Annotated in this window: 15 protein-coding genes; 7 read left to right on the forward strand and 8 right to left on the reverse strand. The window is 72.1% G+C overall.

Going from position 1 to position 16,622, the window contains the following annotated elements; genetic code table 11:
• Window positions 1–10 precede the first annotated feature (10 nt).
• Window positions 11–1,426 (reverse strand): FAD-dependent oxidoreductase, encoded by a 1,416-nt coding sequence (locus ABZ857_RS07760; RefSeq protein WP_357039185.1) that lies wholly within the window; start codon window positions 1,424–1,426, stop codon window positions 11–13.
• Window positions 1,423–2,712, reverse strand: a complete 1,290-nt coding sequence (locus tag ABZ857_RS07765; RefSeq protein ID WP_357039188.1) for a glycosyltransferase — start codon at window positions 2,710–2,712, stop codon at window positions 1,423–1,425. The genes ABZ857_RS07760 and ABZ857_RS07765 overlap by 4 nt, the downstream gene beginning before the upstream one ends.
• A 119-nt stretch (window positions 2,713–2,831) precedes the next feature.
• Between ABZ857_RS07765 and ABZ857_RS07770 the strand changes: the two genes are divergently transcribed.
• Entirely contained in the window at window positions 2,832–3,449 is a 618-nt protein-coding gene (locus ABZ857_RS07770) for a helix-turn-helix domain-containing protein (RefSeq protein ID WP_357039191.1), read from the forward strand.
• 10 nt (window positions 3,450–3,459) lie between these two features.
• Here the strand turns inward: ABZ857_RS07770 and ABZ857_RS07775 are convergent, their stop codons facing one another.
• Genes ABZ857_RS07775 through ABZ857_RS07790 form a run of 4 tightly spaced genes read right to left on the reverse strand, consistent with a single transcriptional unit; the run spans window position 3,460 to window position 7,232 of the window.
• The gene (locus ABZ857_RS07775; RefSeq protein ID WP_357039194.1) at window positions 3,460–4,509 is read right to left on the reverse strand and encodes an ABC transporter ATP-binding protein; all 1,050 of its coding nucleotides are present in this window, start codon (window positions 4,507–4,509) and stop codon (window positions 3,460–3,462) included.
• The gene (locus ABZ857_RS07780; protein ID WP_357039197.1) at window positions 4,506–5,285 is read right to left on the reverse strand and encodes an ABC transporter permease; all 780 of its coding nucleotides are present in this window, start codon (window positions 5,283–5,285) and stop codon (window positions 4,506–4,508) included. The genes ABZ857_RS07775 and ABZ857_RS07780 overlap by 4 nt, the downstream gene beginning before the upstream one ends.
• On the reverse strand, window positions 5,275–6,141 hold the full coding sequence (locus ABZ857_RS07785; protein ID WP_357039200.1) for an ABC transporter permease: 867 nt from the start codon (window positions 6,139–6,141) through the stop codon (window positions 5,275–5,277). Before ABZ857_RS07785 ends, ABZ857_RS07780 begins: the two co-directional genes overlap by 11 nt.
• Window positions 6,138–7,232 (reverse strand): spermidine/putrescine ABC transporter substrate-binding protein, encoded by a 1,095-nt coding sequence (locus tag ABZ857_RS07790; RefSeq protein WP_357039203.1) that lies wholly within the window; start codon window positions 7,230–7,232, stop codon window positions 6,138–6,140. Before ABZ857_RS07790 ends, ABZ857_RS07785 begins: the two co-directional genes overlap by 4 nt.
• Before the next feature lie 126 nt (window positions 7,233–7,358).
• On the opposite strand from ABZ857_RS07790, the gene ABZ857_RS07795 reads away from it, so the two are divergent.
• Together ABZ857_RS07795 and ABZ857_RS07800 are read left to right on the forward strand one after the other, a co-directional pair.
• On the forward strand, window positions 7,359–8,447 hold the full coding sequence (locus ABZ857_RS07795; RefSeq protein ID WP_357039205.1) for a hypothetical protein: 1,089 nt from the start codon (window positions 7,359–7,361) through the stop codon (window positions 8,445–8,447).
• A gap of 15 nt (window positions 8,448–8,462) precedes the next feature.
• Entirely contained in the window at window positions 8,463–9,410 is a 948-nt protein-coding gene (locus tag ABZ857_RS07800) for an SIS domain-containing protein (protein WP_357039208.1), read from the forward strand.
• Window positions 9,411–9,421: 11 nt separating this feature from the next.
• On the opposite strand, the gene ABZ857_RS07805 is transcribed toward ABZ857_RS07800, so the two are convergent.
• Window positions 9,422–10,078 (reverse strand): ThuA domain-containing protein, encoded by a 657-nt coding sequence (locus tag ABZ857_RS07805; protein WP_357039211.1) that lies wholly within the window; start codon window positions 10,076–10,078, stop codon window positions 9,422–9,424.
• Window positions 10,079–10,131: 53 nt separating this feature from the next.
• On the opposite strand from ABZ857_RS07805, the gene ABZ857_RS07810 reads away from it, so the two are divergent.
• Complete coding sequence (locus ABZ857_RS07810) at window positions 10,132–10,755, forward strand: NAD(P)H-binding protein (protein WP_357039214.1); 624 nt, start codon at window positions 10,132–10,134, stop codon at window positions 10,753–10,755.
• Window positions 10,756–10,788: 33 nt separating this feature from the next.
• Here the strand turns inward: ABZ857_RS07810 and ABZ857_RS07815 are convergent, their stop codons facing one another.
• Window positions 10,789–11,295 (reverse strand): MarR family transcriptional regulator, encoded by a 507-nt coding sequence (locus ABZ857_RS07815; protein ID WP_357039217.1) that lies wholly within the window; start codon window positions 11,293–11,295, stop codon window positions 10,789–10,791.
• 75 nt (window positions 11,296–11,370) lie between these two features.
• Here ABZ857_RS07815 and ABZ857_RS07820 point away from each other — a divergent pair, with 75 nt between their 5' ends.
• The 3 genes from ABZ857_RS07820 to ABZ857_RS07830 all read left to right on the forward strand — a co-directional run bounded on the left by ABZ857_RS07820 (window position 11,371) and on the right by ABZ857_RS07830 (window position 16,596).
• Window positions 11,371–12,654: an amidohydrolase family protein gene (locus ABZ857_RS07820; protein WP_357039220.1), complete on the forward strand. Its 1,284-nt coding sequence runs from the start codon at window positions 11,371–11,373 to the stop codon at window positions 12,652–12,654.
• Window positions 12,655–12,725: 71 nt separating this feature from the next.
• Window positions 12,726–14,993, forward strand: a complete 2,268-nt coding sequence (locus ABZ857_RS07825; RefSeq protein WP_357039223.1) for a protein kinase — start codon at window positions 12,726–12,728, stop codon at window positions 14,991–14,993.
• Between the two features lie 259 nt (window positions 14,994–15,252).
• Complete coding sequence (locus ABZ857_RS07830; protein ID WP_357039226.1) at window positions 15,253–16,596, forward strand: cellulose-binding domain-containing protein; 1,344 nt, start codon at window positions 15,253–15,255, stop codon at window positions 16,594–16,596.
• Window positions 16,597–16,622 lie beyond the last annotated feature (26 nt).

A 16,622-nucleotide genomic window follows, 5' to 3' on the forward strand; every position in this document is an offset into this window, starting at 1 on the left:
GAGGTCGTCCTCAGCTGTCGAAGCCGATGCCGAAACGGTCGAGTGACCGCAGCCAGGGCCCCCTGCGGCCCTCGTTCTCGTCGGCGCGGGCGAGTTCGCGGCGGGTGAGCTGCACCACCGGCCACCGCAGCGGCTCGGGCGGGAACGGCACCGGGCGGCGGCGGACCATGTGCAGCCGCGTCCGCGCGGTGGACCGCCGGGCCAGCAGGTCGAGGCCGGTCAGCGCGCCGAACCTGGACGCGCCGACGCCGAGGCCGGTGTATCCGAGGGCGTAGGCCAGCCGCCCGCCCATCGCCGTGCCGAAGAAGGGGGTGAACCGGCTGGTCGAGTCGATCATCCCGCCCCACCTGTGGGTGAAGCGCAGGCCGCGCAGCTGCGGGAACGTCGCGAAGAAGTGCCGCGCGAGCCGCTCGTGCGTGGCGTCGCGCTGGTCGGATCCGCCGCCGCCGAAGTTGTAGATCGCGTCGTACCCGCCCCACAGGATGCGGTCGTCCCGGGTGAGCCGGTAGTAGTGGAAGCGGTTGCCCGCGTCGGTCAGGCCCTGGCCCTCCGGCCACCGGATCGACGCCCGCTGCTCGGGCGACAGCGGCTCGGTGACGAGCACGTAGTCCCAGACCGGCAGCACGAACAGGCCCAGCCGGCGCAGGGGCGAGGGGAAGGCGTTGGTGGCCAGCAGCACCTGCCCGGCGCTCACCACACCGTTCGCCGCGCCGTTCACCACACCTTGGCCCCCCGTCCGGGCCTCCACGCCGGCCCGCGTCCGGGTCAGCGCGGTGACCTCGGTGCCCTCGTGGATACGCACCCCGAGCCGCGCCGCGACGCGGGCCAGGCCCCACGCGAGCCCGGCGGGGTCGAGGACGCCGCCGGTGCCGCGCAGGCGCAGCCCCGCGAGGTAGGTGGGCGAGTCGACGTCGGCGCGCATCTCGTCGCGGCCGAGGAACACCGCGTCCTCGCCGTGCTCGCGGTGCAGCTTCTCGGCCCGCCTCAGCTCCTCCACCTGGTGCGGCGCCACCGCGACGGTGGTCTTGCCGACGAGGCGGAGGTCGGCGTCGATGTCGTGGGCGTCGACGAAGCGGGCGATGGCCGCGAGGTTCTCCCGTCCCAGCGCGAGCAGCGCGGCGTTCTCCGACGGCCACAGGCGCGTCCCCTGGCCGAGGCCGTGGGTGAGGGAGTCGGAGACGAACCCGCCGTTGCGGCCGCTCGCGCCGTACGCGACGGAGCGGCTCTCCACGAGGACGACGTCGCAGGCGGGGTTCTCCTCCTTGGCCAGCACGGCGGCCCACAGTCCGGTGAAGCCCCCGCCGACGATCAGCAGGTCCGCCGTCGTGCGGCCGCGCAGCGGCTCGTAGGGGCCGGGCGCCCCGGGCCTGTCGGTCCAGAAGACCCGGGGAGCGGCGTCCTTGATCAGACGGCTGTCCTTGGTCACTTCGCCGCGATCTTCTCGATGACGTCCGCGGCCGTGCGCAGGCCGTCGCGACGGCGGATCTCCTCACCGGCCGCCGCGAGCCGGTCCCGCAGGTCCTGGTCGCCCAGCAGTCTCTCGATCGCCCCGGTCAGTTCGTCGTCGGTGAAGCGGTAGGTGTCCAGGCGGACGCCGTAGCCGGTCTCGTGCACGCGCTGGGCGTTGTCGTACTGGTCCCAGAACAGCGGCAGCACGATCATGGGCTTGCCGAAGTGGAACGCCTCGGTCGTCGTGTTGTTGCCGCCGTGCGTGATCACCAGGTCGACCAGCGGAAGGATCTTCGTCTGCGGGACGAGCTCGGCTCCCCACATGTTGGGAGCCAGCTCGATCTCCTCGTGCAGCGGGCCCTTGGAGACGATGTACCGGTGCGGCGTGCGGGCCAGCACGGAGATCACGCGGCGCATCAGCTCGACGTCGGCCGAGCCGAGCGAACCCAGCGAGAAGTAGATCAGCGAGCCCTCGCCGGGGATGTCCGGCAGCGTGAAGTCCTCGTCGGTCTCCCGCACCGACGAGTCCAGCCGGGTCCACGACTCGCCCAGCGGCCGGTCGGCCGTGTAGTCCGCGATCTCGGGATACACGTACAGGTTGGCGTCGCCCTCGTGGATGAACTCCAGGTCCGGCAGCGGCGGCGCGCCCTGCTCGACCACCCACGCGTTGAACGCCTCCCACATCTCACGGTGGGTCCGGTCGTACTCGGCCCGGTACTCGGCCCAGCCGGCGCCCTCGGCGGGCAGGCCGGAGAACGCCGGAGCCACCCCGGGGCCCTTCACCTCCAGGGGGTTGCACGACACGATCCGCACGAACGGCACCCCCGCCGTCATCAACGCCGGGAACGCGATCACGTTGTCCTCGACGATCACGTCCGGCCGCACCCGCTCGATGATGGCCCTGAGCTGCGGCTCGCAGTACTTGGCACCGTCGATCAGCGCCTCCCAGATCGGCTTGACCACCGTCTCCAGCTGCTCGGCCGTGCTCTTCCGGTATTCCGGCGCCGTGTCGCGGATGAAGTCCTTCCAGAACTGGCCCGGGTCCTGCTCCGCCCCGTTCTCTTCCGCGGGGGCCGGCGGCGCCAGGTCGACCAGGTCCTCCTCGAACCCCAGCGCCTCCAGCTTGCCCTTCCACGACGCCTCCGCGGCGAACACCACACGATGGCCGCGGCGGCGCAGCACGTCGCCGACCCCGATGCAGTTGTTCGTCGGCCCGTAGGCACTCTCCGGCATGAACAGGATCGTCAAAGGCGTGACCGTCATTCGGGGGCTCCTCAGGTACTAGTTGAAGCGAGATTCAAATACGTACGTGATACACCCGTCAAGAGCTGGCAGGGTATCGTGTCGGGCGAAATGAAGCCAGGTGCAATGAGAGGGGTGGGATGACACAGCGCAAGAGCAAGGCGGACCGGCGGCTCGACCTCATCAACGCCGCCCACAGGGCGATGCTCCAGCACGGCGCCGAGGGGGTCCACCTCAACCAGATCGCCGAGGAGGCGGGGCTCACCTCCGGCGCGGTGCTCTACCACTACCCCGACCTGCGCGAGCTGCTGATCGAGGCGCACCACGCCGGCATGGAGCGCTTCTACGAGCGGCGGATGAAGAAGATCGGAGGCATCTCCGACCCGGCCGAGAAGCTGATCGTCACGATCCGTTCGGGTTTGCCCGACGGCCCGGACGACCCGGGGGTCAGGCTGCTGTGCGAGCTGGGCGGCGCGGCCGGCCGCAACCGCGTCTACGCGACGCTGCTGACCACGCTGTTCGACCGGCAGGTGTCGATGTACCAGACGATCCTGGAGACGGGCGCCGCCCACCGCGTCTTCACGCTGGCGCAGGACTCCGAGACCATCGCCCGCAACCTGGTCGCCCTCGAGGACGCGTACGGCTACCGCATCGTCGCCCGGCACCACTCCATCGGCCCCGACGAGGCCGTCGAGCTGATCCTCGACTACGCCCGCCTGGCCACGGGAAACCCGCTCAGGCCCGCCGGCCGCCGCTGATCCCCGTCAGTCACGAGGGCATCGGGATGAGGGCGGCGTCGTCGGCGTCCCATGAGATGACGACCTCGGCACCGGTCTCCACCCTGGCCCGCCCCTGCGTGGCCACGAGCAGGTTGCGGTCGTGGCCCGCCAGGCTCAGCGCCACGTGGGAGACACCCCCGTAGAAGCTGACGTCGACGACCCGGCCGCGCAGCACCGCCTGATCCTCCGTGACCGGGTCGAGGCGGATCCGCTCCGGCCGTACCGCGAGCATCGCCGTCCCGCCCTCCACGGGTCCCTCGGGCGCGGGGAGCAGGCCCAGCCCGTCCACCTCCAGCCCCTTTTCCTGCACCGTGCCGGTGAAGAGGTTGTTGGCCCCGATGAAGCCGGCCACGAACGGCGTGCGCGGCCGTTCGTAGAGGTCCGCGGGAGCGTCCACCTGCTCGACCCTGCCGCCGTCCATGACCGCGATCCGGTCGGCGAGCGACATGGCCTCCTCCTGGTCGTGGGTGACCACGACGAACGTGATGCCGACCTCGTGCTGCAGCCGCTTGAGTTCGAGCTGCATCTCCGACCGGACCTTCTTGTCCAGGGCGCTCAGCGGCTCGTCGAGCAGCAGCAGCCGGGGGCGCTTGACGACGGCCCTGGCCAGGGCGACCCGCTGGCGCTGGCCGCCCGACAGCTCGTGGGGCCTGCGGCGGGCCTGCGCGGCCAGTCCGACGGTTTCCAGCACCGCGGCGACCCGCTCCCGGATCTCCGCGCGGGGCAGCCGCTCCCGCTCCAGGCCGTACGCCACGTTCTTCTCCACGCTCATGTGCGGGAACAGGGCGTACGACTGGAACATGAGGTTGACCGGGCGGCGGTGCGCGGGGATCGCGAGCAGGTCGGCCCCGTCGAGCCGCACCGAGCCGGTGTCCGGCTGCTCGAACCCGGCGAGGATCCGCAGCAGGGTGGTCTTGCCGCAGCCGGACGGCCCCAGCAGGGCGAAGAACTCGCCCTGCCGGATGTCGAGGCTGACCGAATCGAGGGCGGTCACCTCGCCGAACCGGCGGCTCACGCCGTCGATGGATATGAGTGTCATCGCAGTGCCTCGGTCAGTCTGGTCAGGCGCTGCGCGACGATCACGACGGTGAAGCTCACCGCGAGCAGCAGCGTCGCCAGCGCGTTGATCTCGGGGGTCACGCCGAACCGCACCATGGAGTAGATGACGATCGGCAGCGTCGGCTCGGACGGAGCCGCGGTGAAGAACGCGATCACGAACTCGTCCAGCGAGAGCGTGAAGGCGAGTAGCGCCCCCGCGACGATGCCCGGGGCGAGCGTGGGCAGCGTGATCTTCACGAACGTCGTCAGCGGGGCCGCGCCGAGGTCCCGGGACGCCTCCTCCAGCGACGTGTCCATCCCGCTGAGCCTGGCCCGGACGACGGCCGTGACGAAGGCCATGCCGAAGACGGTGTGCGCGATCAGCACGGAGTGCAGCCCGAGCGTCAGCTTGATCGTGGAGTAGAACACCAGGAGTCCGATCGCGATGACGAGGTCGGGCAGGATCGCGGGCAGGGTCGAGAGGGCGTCGAGCAGCCGGGAGCGGGTGTGGCGGGCCAGGCCGACCGCGAGCAGCGTGCCGAGCACCGTGGACAGCACCGTCGAGCCGAAGGCGACGATCAGCGTGTTCACCAGCCCGGTGCGGATCGAGTCGTTCTCCGCCAGCCTGCCGTACCAGTCCAGGGAGAAGCCACCCCAGGTGTAGGGCGACTTGTTCCGGTTGAACGACATCACGACGAGCACGACGATCGGCGCGTACAGGAACAGGTAGGTCAGCCAGAAGGGCAGCCGGAGCCAGCCGTGTCTACTACGCACCACGCCCCGCCCTCCGCGCGGCCCACGCCTGGGCGAACAGCAGCAGCACGAGCACGGCGATCACGGCCAGCGCCAGCACCGACCCGAACGGCCAGTCGCGGGCCTTGAGGAACTGGTCGCGGATGAGGTTGCCCACCATGATCCGGCGCCCGCCGCCGAGCAGCTCCGGAATCACGAAGTTGCCCAGGCTCGGCACGAACACGAACACGCAGCCGGTCAGCACGCCGGGCAGCGACAGCGGGAGCGTGACCGACCAGAACGTCCTGGCGGGCCGCGCGCCGAGGTTCGCCGAGGCCTCCCGCAGCTCCGGGTCCAGCTTCTCCACGGCCGAATACAGCGGGAGGATCATCAACGGGAGATAGGCGTAGAGCAGCCCGGCGACGATGGCGCCGTCGGTGTAGAGCAGTTCCACCGGCCCCAGCCCGAGCGCCTTCAGCCCGGAGTTCACCGGCCCCTCGGAGTTGAGCAGCACGATCCAGGCGTAGGTGCGGATGAGGAAGTTCGTCCAGAACGGCAGCACGACCGCCACCAGGGCGATCACCTTCCACCGGGCGGGGAGCTTCGCGATCAGGTACGCCGTGGGGTACCCGAGCAGCAGGGCGAGCAGCGTCGTGATCGCCGCGAGCTTCACCGACCCGATCACCACGTCGAGGTAGAGCGGGTCGGCGAGGCGGGTGAAGTTCTCCCCCGTCGGCTCGTAGACCACCCCGCCGAACCGGCCCCGCCGGAACACGGTGTAGCTCAGCACCAGCGCCAGCGGGACCAGCATGAAGACGGTCAGGAAGCCGAACCCGGGCCCCATGGTCGCGACGCGGCCGGCCGCCTTCCCGAGAAGGCGGGCGGGCTGTCGGGCCGTCATTGCGCCGCCGAGACCTCGGTGGACAGGCGGGTGTACGCGGTGGAGGCCTCGCCCAGGTCGACCAGGCTCTCACCCTTCAGCAGCTCGGACGGCGGCTCCGCCAGCGTCGGGTAGCTCTCGAGCAGCTTCGGGTCGACCTTGTCCATGGCCGCCTTGTTGGGGATCCTGTAGAGGATGTTCGCGGGCACCCAGCCGTGGTTGTCGGGCTCGAGGATGAAGTTGACGAAGGCGTGCGCCGCCTCCTTGTTCTTGGAGCTCTTGAGGATCACCATCGTGTCCGCCCAGAGGTCGCTGCCCTCCTTCGGCACCACGAACTTGATGTTCTTCTCCGACGTCGGGCACCAGCCGTCCCAGGCCTCGACCATCACGGCCTCGCCGGACTTGAGCCGGTCGCCGAACGTCGTGTCGTCGTAGGCCAGCAGGTCGGGCTTGACCTTCAGCAGCAGCTCCTTGGCCTTGTCGATCGTGGCCTGGTCCGTGGTGTTGACCGAGGCTCCGAGCAGCTTGAGCGCCGGAAGCGCCAGCCACCGCTCGGTGGTCATCATCGTGATCTTCTTCTTCACGTCCTTGGCCGGTTCGAGCAGGTCCTTCCAGCTCGTCGGCGGCGTCTTCACCAGGTCGCTGCGGTAGCACAGCCCGGTGGTTCCCCAGGTGTACGGGACGGAGAAGACGTTCCCCTTGTCGTAGGCGAGCTGGGACGCCTCGGGGTAGAGGTTCTTCAGGTTCGGGATCAGGTCGCGGTGGAGGGGCTCGAGCAGGCCCTGCGCGTTGAGCGCCTGCGCGTACTGACCGGACACGAACGCCACGTCGATGCCGCTGTCGCCGCCGGCGGTCAGCTTGGCCATGATCGTCTCGTTCGTGTCGTGGATGGCCACCTTGGTGTCGAAACCGAGCTTGGCCTTCACTCGCTCCGGCAGATCCTTCGGGCTGTACCCGTCCCAGATCGAGATCGTCAGGCTCTGCTTGGATAGGTCCGCGCTCGCGTTGAGCGCCGTGGGCGCGGAGTCGGTGGCCGCGCCGCCGCCACTACAGGCGGTCAGCGCGGAGGCCAGACAAACAGAGGCCACGACGACGGGCGCGCGACGTGTCATGGGGGGGCTCCCTTGCGTGAGGAATGGCGGCCAGTGTTGCACGATAGCTCAACCTAGACAAAACTTCGGATGCCACGTAAACGTCGTAATTTTGTTGTGTTGTTGAATTTACATTCAGGAGGGCGAGTGGACGGCTCCCGCTGGCCTCAGGTGACCGAGGGGCCGGACGGCGTCCTCACGCTGGAGATCGGCGACGGGGTCACCGGGTGCGTCCTGCGCGATCTCGCACGGGGATCCGCTCCGCCGCCCTTCTCGGTGCGGGCGCTTCGGCCGCTGCCACCGGTGCCGCCCGGCGAGCGGGCCATCACCGTGGACCAGACCAACCACTCGGTGATCGCGGGCGAGACCGTGGTGGTCAAGTGGTTCCCCCGGCCCTCGCGGGCCCCGCACCCCGCGCCGGGGCTGCTCGCCCATCTGGCGGGCTTCGCCCGTACGGCCACGCCGTACGCCGCGGTCTACTGGCAGGACGCGCTGGTCGCCCTGGTGACGGCGTACCTGCCGGAGGCGCGCGACGGCTGGGAGTGGTGCGTCGACGAGGCCGAGGCCGGCCGCACCGGCTTCGCCGCCGAGGTCGGCGCCCTCGCCGCCGAGCTGCACCTCGCGATGGCCACCCCGTCCGCGGTCTTCCCCGACCCCGTACGGCCGTCGCCGCCCGGCTCCCAGGCGTGGCGGGCCCGCGCCGAGGAGGCGCTGAGCGAGGCCCTGGCGCTGACGGACGGCGCGGACGGCGCGTGGCTGGCGGGGCGGGCCGAGGCCCTGCGCCGCGAACTCGAGCCCCTCGCCTGCGCCCCTTCCACGCCGCTGATCCGCATCCACGGAGACCTGCACGTGGGACAGATCCTGCGCTGGCGGGACGGCTACGCGGTGGTCGACTTCGACGGCAACCCGACCGTGGCGGACGGCGACCCCTACCAGCCGGCGGCCCGCGACCTCGCGCAGCTCACCACCAGCGTGGACCACGCGGGGCAGGTGGCCGTCAGGCGCAGGTCCGCCGACCCGGACGCGACGGCCGCCTGGGCCGCCGCGGCGCGCCGGGACCTGACGGCGGCCTACGCGCGGACGCTCGCGCGGGCCGGCCGCGCCGACCTGCTCGACCGGTCGCTGCTGCGGCCGTTCGAGGTCGAGCAGGAGTGCCGCGAACTGATCTACGCCGCCCGCCACCTGCAGCGCTGGCGGTACGCGCCGATGGGCGTGCTGCGCACCTGGTACGCCTGACCACGAATCGAAGGGATGGATGTGGACGCGGGGCTCTTCCTGGCCGACCTGGAGACGAAGCCTGAGGCGCTGGAGGCGCTGGCCGGCTTCCTGGACGACGGCGATCCGTTCGAGGGGCTGACGCGGCGGTTCGACCGCGTCGTGTTCCTCGGCATGGGCAGTTCGCGCTACGCGGCGGGGGTCGCGGCGCAGCGGCTGCGCGCGGCCGGGGTGGACGCCGTCGCGGAGTACGCCTCCGCCGCGCTCGGCACCCCGCCCGGCCCGCGCACCGCCGCCGTCGTCGTGTCGGCCACGGGCGGCAGCCGGGAGACGCTCGACGCCCTCGCCCGGCATCGGGGCAGGTCGTTCGTCGTGGCGCTGACCAACCGGCCCGGCTCCGCCGTGACCGAGGGCGCGGACCTGGTCGTGCCGATGCTCGCGGGCGAGGAGCGGGGCGGCGTCGCCTGCCGGACCTTCCAGCACACGCTCGCCCTCCTGCTCACGCTCGCCGAGGGCCCCGATGCCGTGGCGGGCCTCGTACGGCGGGCCGCGGCGGCCACCGCCGACCTGCTGGAGCGGCGGCGGGAGTGGCTGGCGGACGCCGTGGGGCTGCTCGACGGGCCGCACGGCGTCTACACGATCGCGCCCGCCGAACGGCTGTCGTCGGCCGAGCAGTCGGCGCTGATGCTCCGCGAGGGACCGCGCGTCCAGGCCGACGCGTGCGAGACGGGCGACTGGGCGCACGTGGACGTCTATCTCACCAAGACCTGCGACTACCGGGCCGTGCTGTTCCCGGGGTCGCGCTACGACGAGCAGGCGATGGAGTGGATCCGCCTGCGCGGGTCGCGCGTGCTGGCCGTCGGCGGGGAGGTCGAGGGACAGGCGGCGGCGGTGCGCTACCGCCACGACGACGATCCGGACGTCGCCCTGCTCACCGAGACGCTGGTGCCCGAGCTGGTCGCCGCGACGCTCTGGGGGCGGTGAGTCTTCGGACATCAGCTCCCGAGGAGCCACCGCGCCGCCCGCCGCAGCAGGGTGCGGCGCACCGGGTTCGCGTACGACCGGGTGTCGTGGCCGAGCGCGTCGTACACGACCCTGCCGCCCGCCACGGTCCTCGCCCACAGCAGGGGCTGGTCCCCCGAGTACGCCAGCGGCTCCACGTCCGGATGGACGTCGAGGTCGGTGTAGACCTCGTCAATCACCTCGAAGCCGGCCAGGCCGTCGACGATCGGATGGCCGGCGCCGAGCCGGACCCGCGCCGGGCCGATCGGCGGGTGGTAGGACGTGCCCCACCTCCACGCGCCGCCGAGGATCCCGGCCCACTCGGGCCAGTCGTCGAAACAGAGCGAGGCGGTGTGCACGGCGAGAAGCCCGCCGCCCCGCGCGAGGTGACCGAGCAGTGCCCGCCTGACGGAGTCCGGCGTCTCGAAGCGCCAGCGGTCCCGCTCCTCCGCGAAGTCGTCGCCGTCCATCCTCCATCGGAACGCGTTGACCGTGATCAGGCCGACCGGTGGAGGCGCGGCCAGGGCTCCGGCGAGGTCCTCGGTGATCTCCGACTGGATGCCGATCTCGGCGAGCACGCCCGCGAGGGCGGCTGAGGTGGCCGGGAAGTCGTGGGCCACTCCCCCGGACAGGATGAGGTTGCGCGGCATGGGCAATCACCATAGGAGTGGAGGGCTCGGACGCCAGTGTCGGGGAGGACGCCGTGCGCATCACCGTTTTCGGAGCCACCCGGGGCACCGGCCGCCGTTTCGTCCGGCTGGCCCTCGAACGGGGACACGAGGTGGAGGTCGTCGCGAGGAGGCCCGAGGCGGTGACCGACCGGCACCCGAACCTGACGGTCCGCCGAGGCGACGTGCTGGCGCCGGAGACCGTCGGTGTGGAGGGCGCCGACGCCGTCGTCTACGTCGTGGGGCCCAGCGGGCGCGGCCCCACGAACCTCTATTCGGAGGGCGGCCGCAACGTGATGGACGCGATGGCCCGGCAGGGCGTGCGCCGCATCGTGGCCGTGACGAACGCGCTCGGCGACCAGCCCTCGGACACGATGCCGCAGCGACTGCTCAAACGGCTCGTACGGAGGGTCTTCCTGGAGGCGGCCTGCCGGGACGCCCGGCTGCTCGAACGCGAGATCCGCACCCGCGACCTGGACTGGACCGTCGTGCAACCACCCCGCCTGACGAACGGGCCGGCCAGGGGCGCCTACCGCACCGCCGTCGGTGACGGTGTCCGCGGCGGGGTGCTCATCTCCAGGGAGGACCTGGCCGGATATCTGCTGAAGGCGCTGGAGGACAGCGGCACCGTCCACAGCGTCATAAGCGTCGCCTACTGAGAGACCAGACGCCGGCCGGCCCGGCCGCGGCGGTCAGGGCTGGGCACGGTCGCCCAGTGCGAGCAGGACGTCCCTGAGCAGGTCGGCCAGGGCGCGCGCGGCCGGTTCCGGCACGCCCGCCAGCAGTTCCCGGTGCGCCTCGGTGGTGGCCAGCGACAGCTCCTCGGCCCTCTCGACGCCGAGCGGCGTGAGCCGGACCCACGAGCTGCGCCCGTCCGCCGGATCGGGCTCCCGCTCCACCAGCCCCGCGGCGACCAGCCGCTGCAGGATGTTGCTCGTCCCCCCGGTCGTGAGCATCAGGTGGGAGGCGAGCCTGCTCGGTTTGAGCCGGTACGGCCGACCGGCCCGGCGGAGGGTGGCGAGCACGTCGAACTCCGCGTACGTCAGGCCGTGGCGGCCGAGCACCGCCTGGGTGACCTCCTCGACACGGGCCTTGAGCCGGCTGACGCGCTTGACGATCTCCAGTTGGACGGTGGCCGCCTCCGGCAGTTCGGCCCGCCATCCCTCGATCATCTCGTCGACCCGGTCCCGCTGGCGCATGAGGTTGAGCCTAGTCCCTCACGCTGATAGCTTTCAGGAAAGCTTTACCAAAAGCATGCGGAAAAGAGGTATCTCGTGAGAACGATCATCGTCAACGGCACCGTCGTCGACACCGAGCCGCGCCCGCACGTCGTGCCGGACGCGGCCGTCGTCGTCGAGGACGGCGTCATCGTGTCGGTCGGCCCGCGGCCGGACGACCGGGCGGAAGGCGCCGAGGTCATCGACGCCGCCGGCGGCATCGTGCTGCCCGGCTTCGTGGACACCCATCGCCACGTGTGGCAGAGCGTGCTGCGCGGCATCGCGGCCGACGCGACCCTCGGCGCATACCTCGACCTGGTCCTCGGCACCCTCACCCCGGCGTTCCGCCCAGAAGACGTCTACGCCGCAAACCTCTGGGGCGCGATCGAGGCGCTCAACGCCGGCGTCACCACCGTGTACGACTGGTCGCACATCCAGCTCACCCCGGACCACACGGACGCGGCCGTCGAGGCGTTACGCGAGTCCGGCGTGCGGGCGGTCTTCGGCTACGCCCATCGGGGGACCGGCGACGCCGACCGTGCCGAGGGCGAGGTGCGGCGGGTCCGCTCGGTGCTCCTGCCGTCCGACGACGGCCTGGTCACCCCCGCCCTCGCCGCCTGGGGCCCGGTCTACGGCTCGGTGGAGGCGGCGCGGGCCGACTGGGCGCTCGCCCGCGACCTCGGCCTGCGGGTCAGCCTGCACGCCACCGGCGAGGGCCCGGTCGAGCGGCTCCACGACGCCGGCCTGCTCGGCCCTGACGTGCTGTTCGTGCACTGCAACGGCATCCCGGACGAGTCGCTGAAGCTGATCGCCGGCAGCGGTGGCACCGCCTCGGTGGCCCCGGCGGTGGAGTCGCAGATGGGACACGGCCACCCCGAGACCGGCAGGCTGCGGTCGTCCGGGATCACGACGGGACTCGGCGTGGACACGGTCACCGACGTGCCCGGCGACATGTTCTCCGCGATGCGCGCCGCGTTCGCGGCCGGACGCGCCGGACGGGCGGCGCCGGAGCTCACCGCGTCCGACGTGCTGGGCATGGCCACGCTCGAGGGCGCGGCCGCGATCGGGATGGACCACAGGATCGGCTCGCTGCGCCCCGGCAAGCAGGCCGACATCGTGATCCTGGACGCCGGAGCCCCCGGTCTCGCGCCCGTGCACGACCCGGTGGCCGCGGTCGTCACGGCGGCCGACACCGCCGCCGTGGACACGGTGCTGGTCGGCGGGCGGATCGTCAAGCGCGGGGGCCGCCTGGTGGGCGTGGACGTGGACCGCGCCCGCGACCTCGCCGTACGGGCGGCCCGGCACGTGACCACGCAGGCCGGGACTACATCCGCAAGGTGACTTTTTTGCTCCGGTGACAACCGCCCTTTCGGGTGAGACCTTGAGTCAGGGCTATCCGAGGGGGCGGCGTCATGAACGCCTGGTCGGTACCGGGCTACCGGGAGGTGCGCGAACTCGGCGCGGGCGGCGCCGGGCGGGTCGTGCTGGCGACCTACGTGACCACCGGCGCCTACGTCGCGATCAAGTACCTGCGCGACGAACTGCGGCGGGATCGGCGCTTCCTCGCCGGGTTCCGGCACGAGGCCCGGGTCATGGTGGAGCTGAACGATCCCAACATCGTGCGCCTGTACGAGTACGTCGAGGCGCGCGACGGCGCGGCGATCGTCATGGAACTGGTCGACGGGGTCTCGCTGCGCAGGATCCTCACCGAGCACGGCTCGACCAGCCCCGAGGCGGCGCTGGTCGTGCTGAAGGGATCGCTGGCGGGCCTGTCGGCCGCGCACGCCGCGGGCATCGTCCACCGTGACTACAAACCGGAGAACGTGCTGATCCAGGCCGACGGGACCAGCAAGCTCTCGGACTTCGGCATCGCGACGCCGAGCGGCGCGCCGGAGGCCCCCGCGGGCACGCCGCCCTACATGGCCCCCGAGCAGTGGTACGGCGGGCCCGCCGGCCCGGCCGCCGACGTCTACGCGGCCACCTGCGTGTTCTACGAGTGCCTCACCGGGCGCCGGCCGTACCGTGCCGACGACCTGACGGCGCTGCGCATGCTGCACCGCGGCGCTCCCATCCCCGCGGCGGACGTGCCGGGCTCGGTGCGGGGCCTCGTCACGCGCGGTATGGCCAAGAACCCGGCGGACCGGCCGCCCACGGCACGGGCGTTCATCGCCGACCTGGAGACCGCCGCGACGGCCGCGTACGGGCCCGAGTGGGAGCAGCGGGGCCGCCGCCACCTGGCCGAACTGGCGACCCTGCTGGCACTGACGTTCCCCCTGGCCACTCCGGCCGAGCCGGTCGAGGCGTCCACGTCCCTCGCCCAGACCGTGCTGTCCGAGCGGCTCGCGCGCTTCGCGCCCCGGTTCGCCATCGGCGCCGCCGTGCTGTCGGCCGCCGTGATCGCGGCGGTGGTCGCGGCCAACCGGCAGACCCCGGTCGCGCAGGACACCCTGCTCACCCCGCCGCCGCGCAGCGCTCCGGCGGCGCTTCCCCCGGCCGCGGACTCCCCGGAGACCGCGCCGGACGAGACGCCGCCGACCGATGCCGATCCGACCGGCACAGGACCCACCGGTACAGGACCGACCGATGCGGGACCGGACGACGCGGGACCGACCGATGCGGGACCGGACGAGAACGCCGGGACCACGCCGCCCGATCTGTCCGGCACGCCGGTGTCGTCCGTGTCCACCGGGCCGGCCGTGCCGACGGGACCTTCCGGTCCTCCGGGGAACCCCACCCCCTCGCACATGGGCGCGACCTCGTCACCGGCGCCGGCGCGGGTGACGGACCTCGGCATCGCAATGTTCGACGGCCAGGCCGTCACGGTGGACGTACGGGCGAGCACGGCGGCCCGGGTCCTGCTCACCGCGCGTTTCGCCTCCGGGCCGTCGCCGGACGCGCTCGCCGCCGCGCCGCCGCAGACGATCGCGCTGCGGGGCGCCACGTCCTACCGCATGGGCCTGCAGCAGCCCTTCCCCTCCCCGGCCTGCGGGACCACCGTTTACCGGCGGGTCGAGGTGTCCACGGTCCCGGCCGCATCCGGGGGAACCCGTACGCGCACGCGGAAACTCACCGGGCCGCCCTGCCCTGCGCCAGAGGTCGAGGACGTGGCGATCGACGGCTGGGACGGCAAGGCGGCGGCCGTGACGGTGCGGGCCACGGGCAGGGGCCCGGTCAGCGTCTCCACCGTCTTCACGCGCGACGGCCGCGAGGCGGCGGCCGACACCCGCACGCTCTCGGGCCGCACGTCCTACTCCTTCACCGTGGCCGCCGGCCTCGGCGCCGTGGACTGCGGGAAGAGGGCCGTGCTCGGGGTGCGCGTCACGACCGATCCGGCCGCTCCCGGCGGGCCGCGCGAGGCCGAGGTGCGGGTCTCCGGTCCCCGGTGCCCGAAGCCGCAGGAGTCACCCTCAGGCCCGGTGAGAGAGAGTCCAGGCCCGGCGACGAGTCCCGAGCCGCCCGAGTCCCACAGCCCCGAGTCCCACAGCCCCGAGTCCCACAGCCCCGAACCGCGCGACCCCGAACCGAAGAGTCCCGAGCCGCGCAGCCCTGAACCTCGCAATCCTGAACCGGGCGACAGCCCGGCGCCGGACAGGCCGGGGACTCAGGACGGCCCGAGGACTCAGGACGGCCCGAGGACGCAGGACGGCCCGAGGACGCAGGACGGCCCGCCCCTCCGGTGATCTCCTGCCCCGGCGACGACGAGCAGGAGGACTGAAATATTCACCGCCGTCCTGACGGCCGGCCTTCCACACGCTTCCGTGAAGCGCCTGCTCAACAGGGATTCCACGGCGTGAGGGGAAACCAAGGGCAATATCAAGCTCCTTGACTCGCCCCTTTGTGTCGGGGTTGACTCGCGGCTCCAGGAGCTCACCACCCGTCGACATCGGCGTCCTGGGGTTGTTAGCGCTAACACCCGTTGTCTCCGAGAGGGAAAAGCCCGTGCGACCTGACAGCTCTTTCCGCCGGCGGTCGAGGCTGTCCGCCGGCGTCGCCGCCGTGCTGCTGACGGCCGGCGTCACGGTGGCCGCGGCCCGGGTCGCGTCCGCGGCCACGACCGGATGCGAGGTCGGCTACACGGTGACCAGCGAGTGGCCCGGCGGCTTCGGCGCGAGCGTCAGCGTTCGCAACCTCGGCGACCCGGTCAACGGCTGGAGGCTGACCTGGTCGTTCCCGGCCGGGCAGACCATCACGCAGCTGTGGAACGGCTCCTACACCCAGTCCGGCTCTCAGGTCACGGTCGCCAACGCCTCCTACAACGGCGCCATCCCCAGCGGCGGCAGCGCCGGCTTCGGGTTCAACGGGAGCTGGAACGACTCCAACCCGGTGCCGTCGAGCTTCGCCCTGAACGGCGTGGCCTGCACCGGCGGCGTCTCCTCCCCGTCCCCCACCCCGAGCCCCAGTGCCACACCGAGTGCCAGTCCCACGCCGAGCCCCAGTCCTACGCCGAGTGTCAGTCCCACACCGAGCCCCAGTGCCACACCGAGCCCCAGCCCCACGCCGCCGAGCCGGCCTGCCATCGACAACAACTTCCCGGTCACGCGGGAGGGCGCGTACGGCACCAACCGCTACACCGTGTTCCGGCCGTCGAACCCCTCGGCCGTCGGTCGCGCCATGCCCGTGCTGGTCTTCGGCAACGGGGCCTGCGCGCACACCAACGGGAGCGAGGTGATCCAGGCGCTGACGTTCATCGCGGCCCGCGGGTTCGTCGTGGTGGACACCGCGTCCGTCGACGGCTCACCGAACGGGGTGCAGAGCGGGTCCCCGATCCCGTCGCTGCTGACCGACGGGATCGGCTGGGCCGAGCGGGAGAACGCGCGCACCGGCTCGCCGCTCTACCAGCGCCTGGACCTGTCCAGGATCGCCGCCGCCGGCCACTCCTGCGGCGGGCTGGAAGCGCTGGTCGCCGCGCAGGACGGGCGGGTCAAGAGCGTCGTCTCGCTGGACAGCGGGTTCTTCGCCGACGGTTCGTTCGGGTACCCGCGCTCGGAGCTCTCCAAGCTGCACACCCCGGTGATGTTCCTCGACGGCGGGCCCTCCGACATCGCCTACGACAACACCCGGGCCAACTACGACCTGGCCCAGGTGCCGGCCGTGCTGGCCGAGCAGCCACAGGCCGGTCACGTCGGGTTCATCACCGGCGCCCAGATGAGCGAAGGCATGACCGCGGTGGTCCAGTTCCTCGACATGACGCTCAACGGCAACGCCACGGCGCGGTCGTACGTCCTGGGGCCCTCCGGCCTGGCGGCCAGGGCCCCCTGGACGGTCCGCAGCAAGAACTTCTGATCCCGGACGTCGATCGAGTGACCGAT

It is taken from the genome of Microbispora sp. NPDC046933 (assembly GCF_040644635.1).
In the GTDB taxonomy this organism is placed as follows: Bacteria; Actinomycetota; Actinomycetes; order Streptosporangiales; family Streptosporangiaceae; genus Microbispora.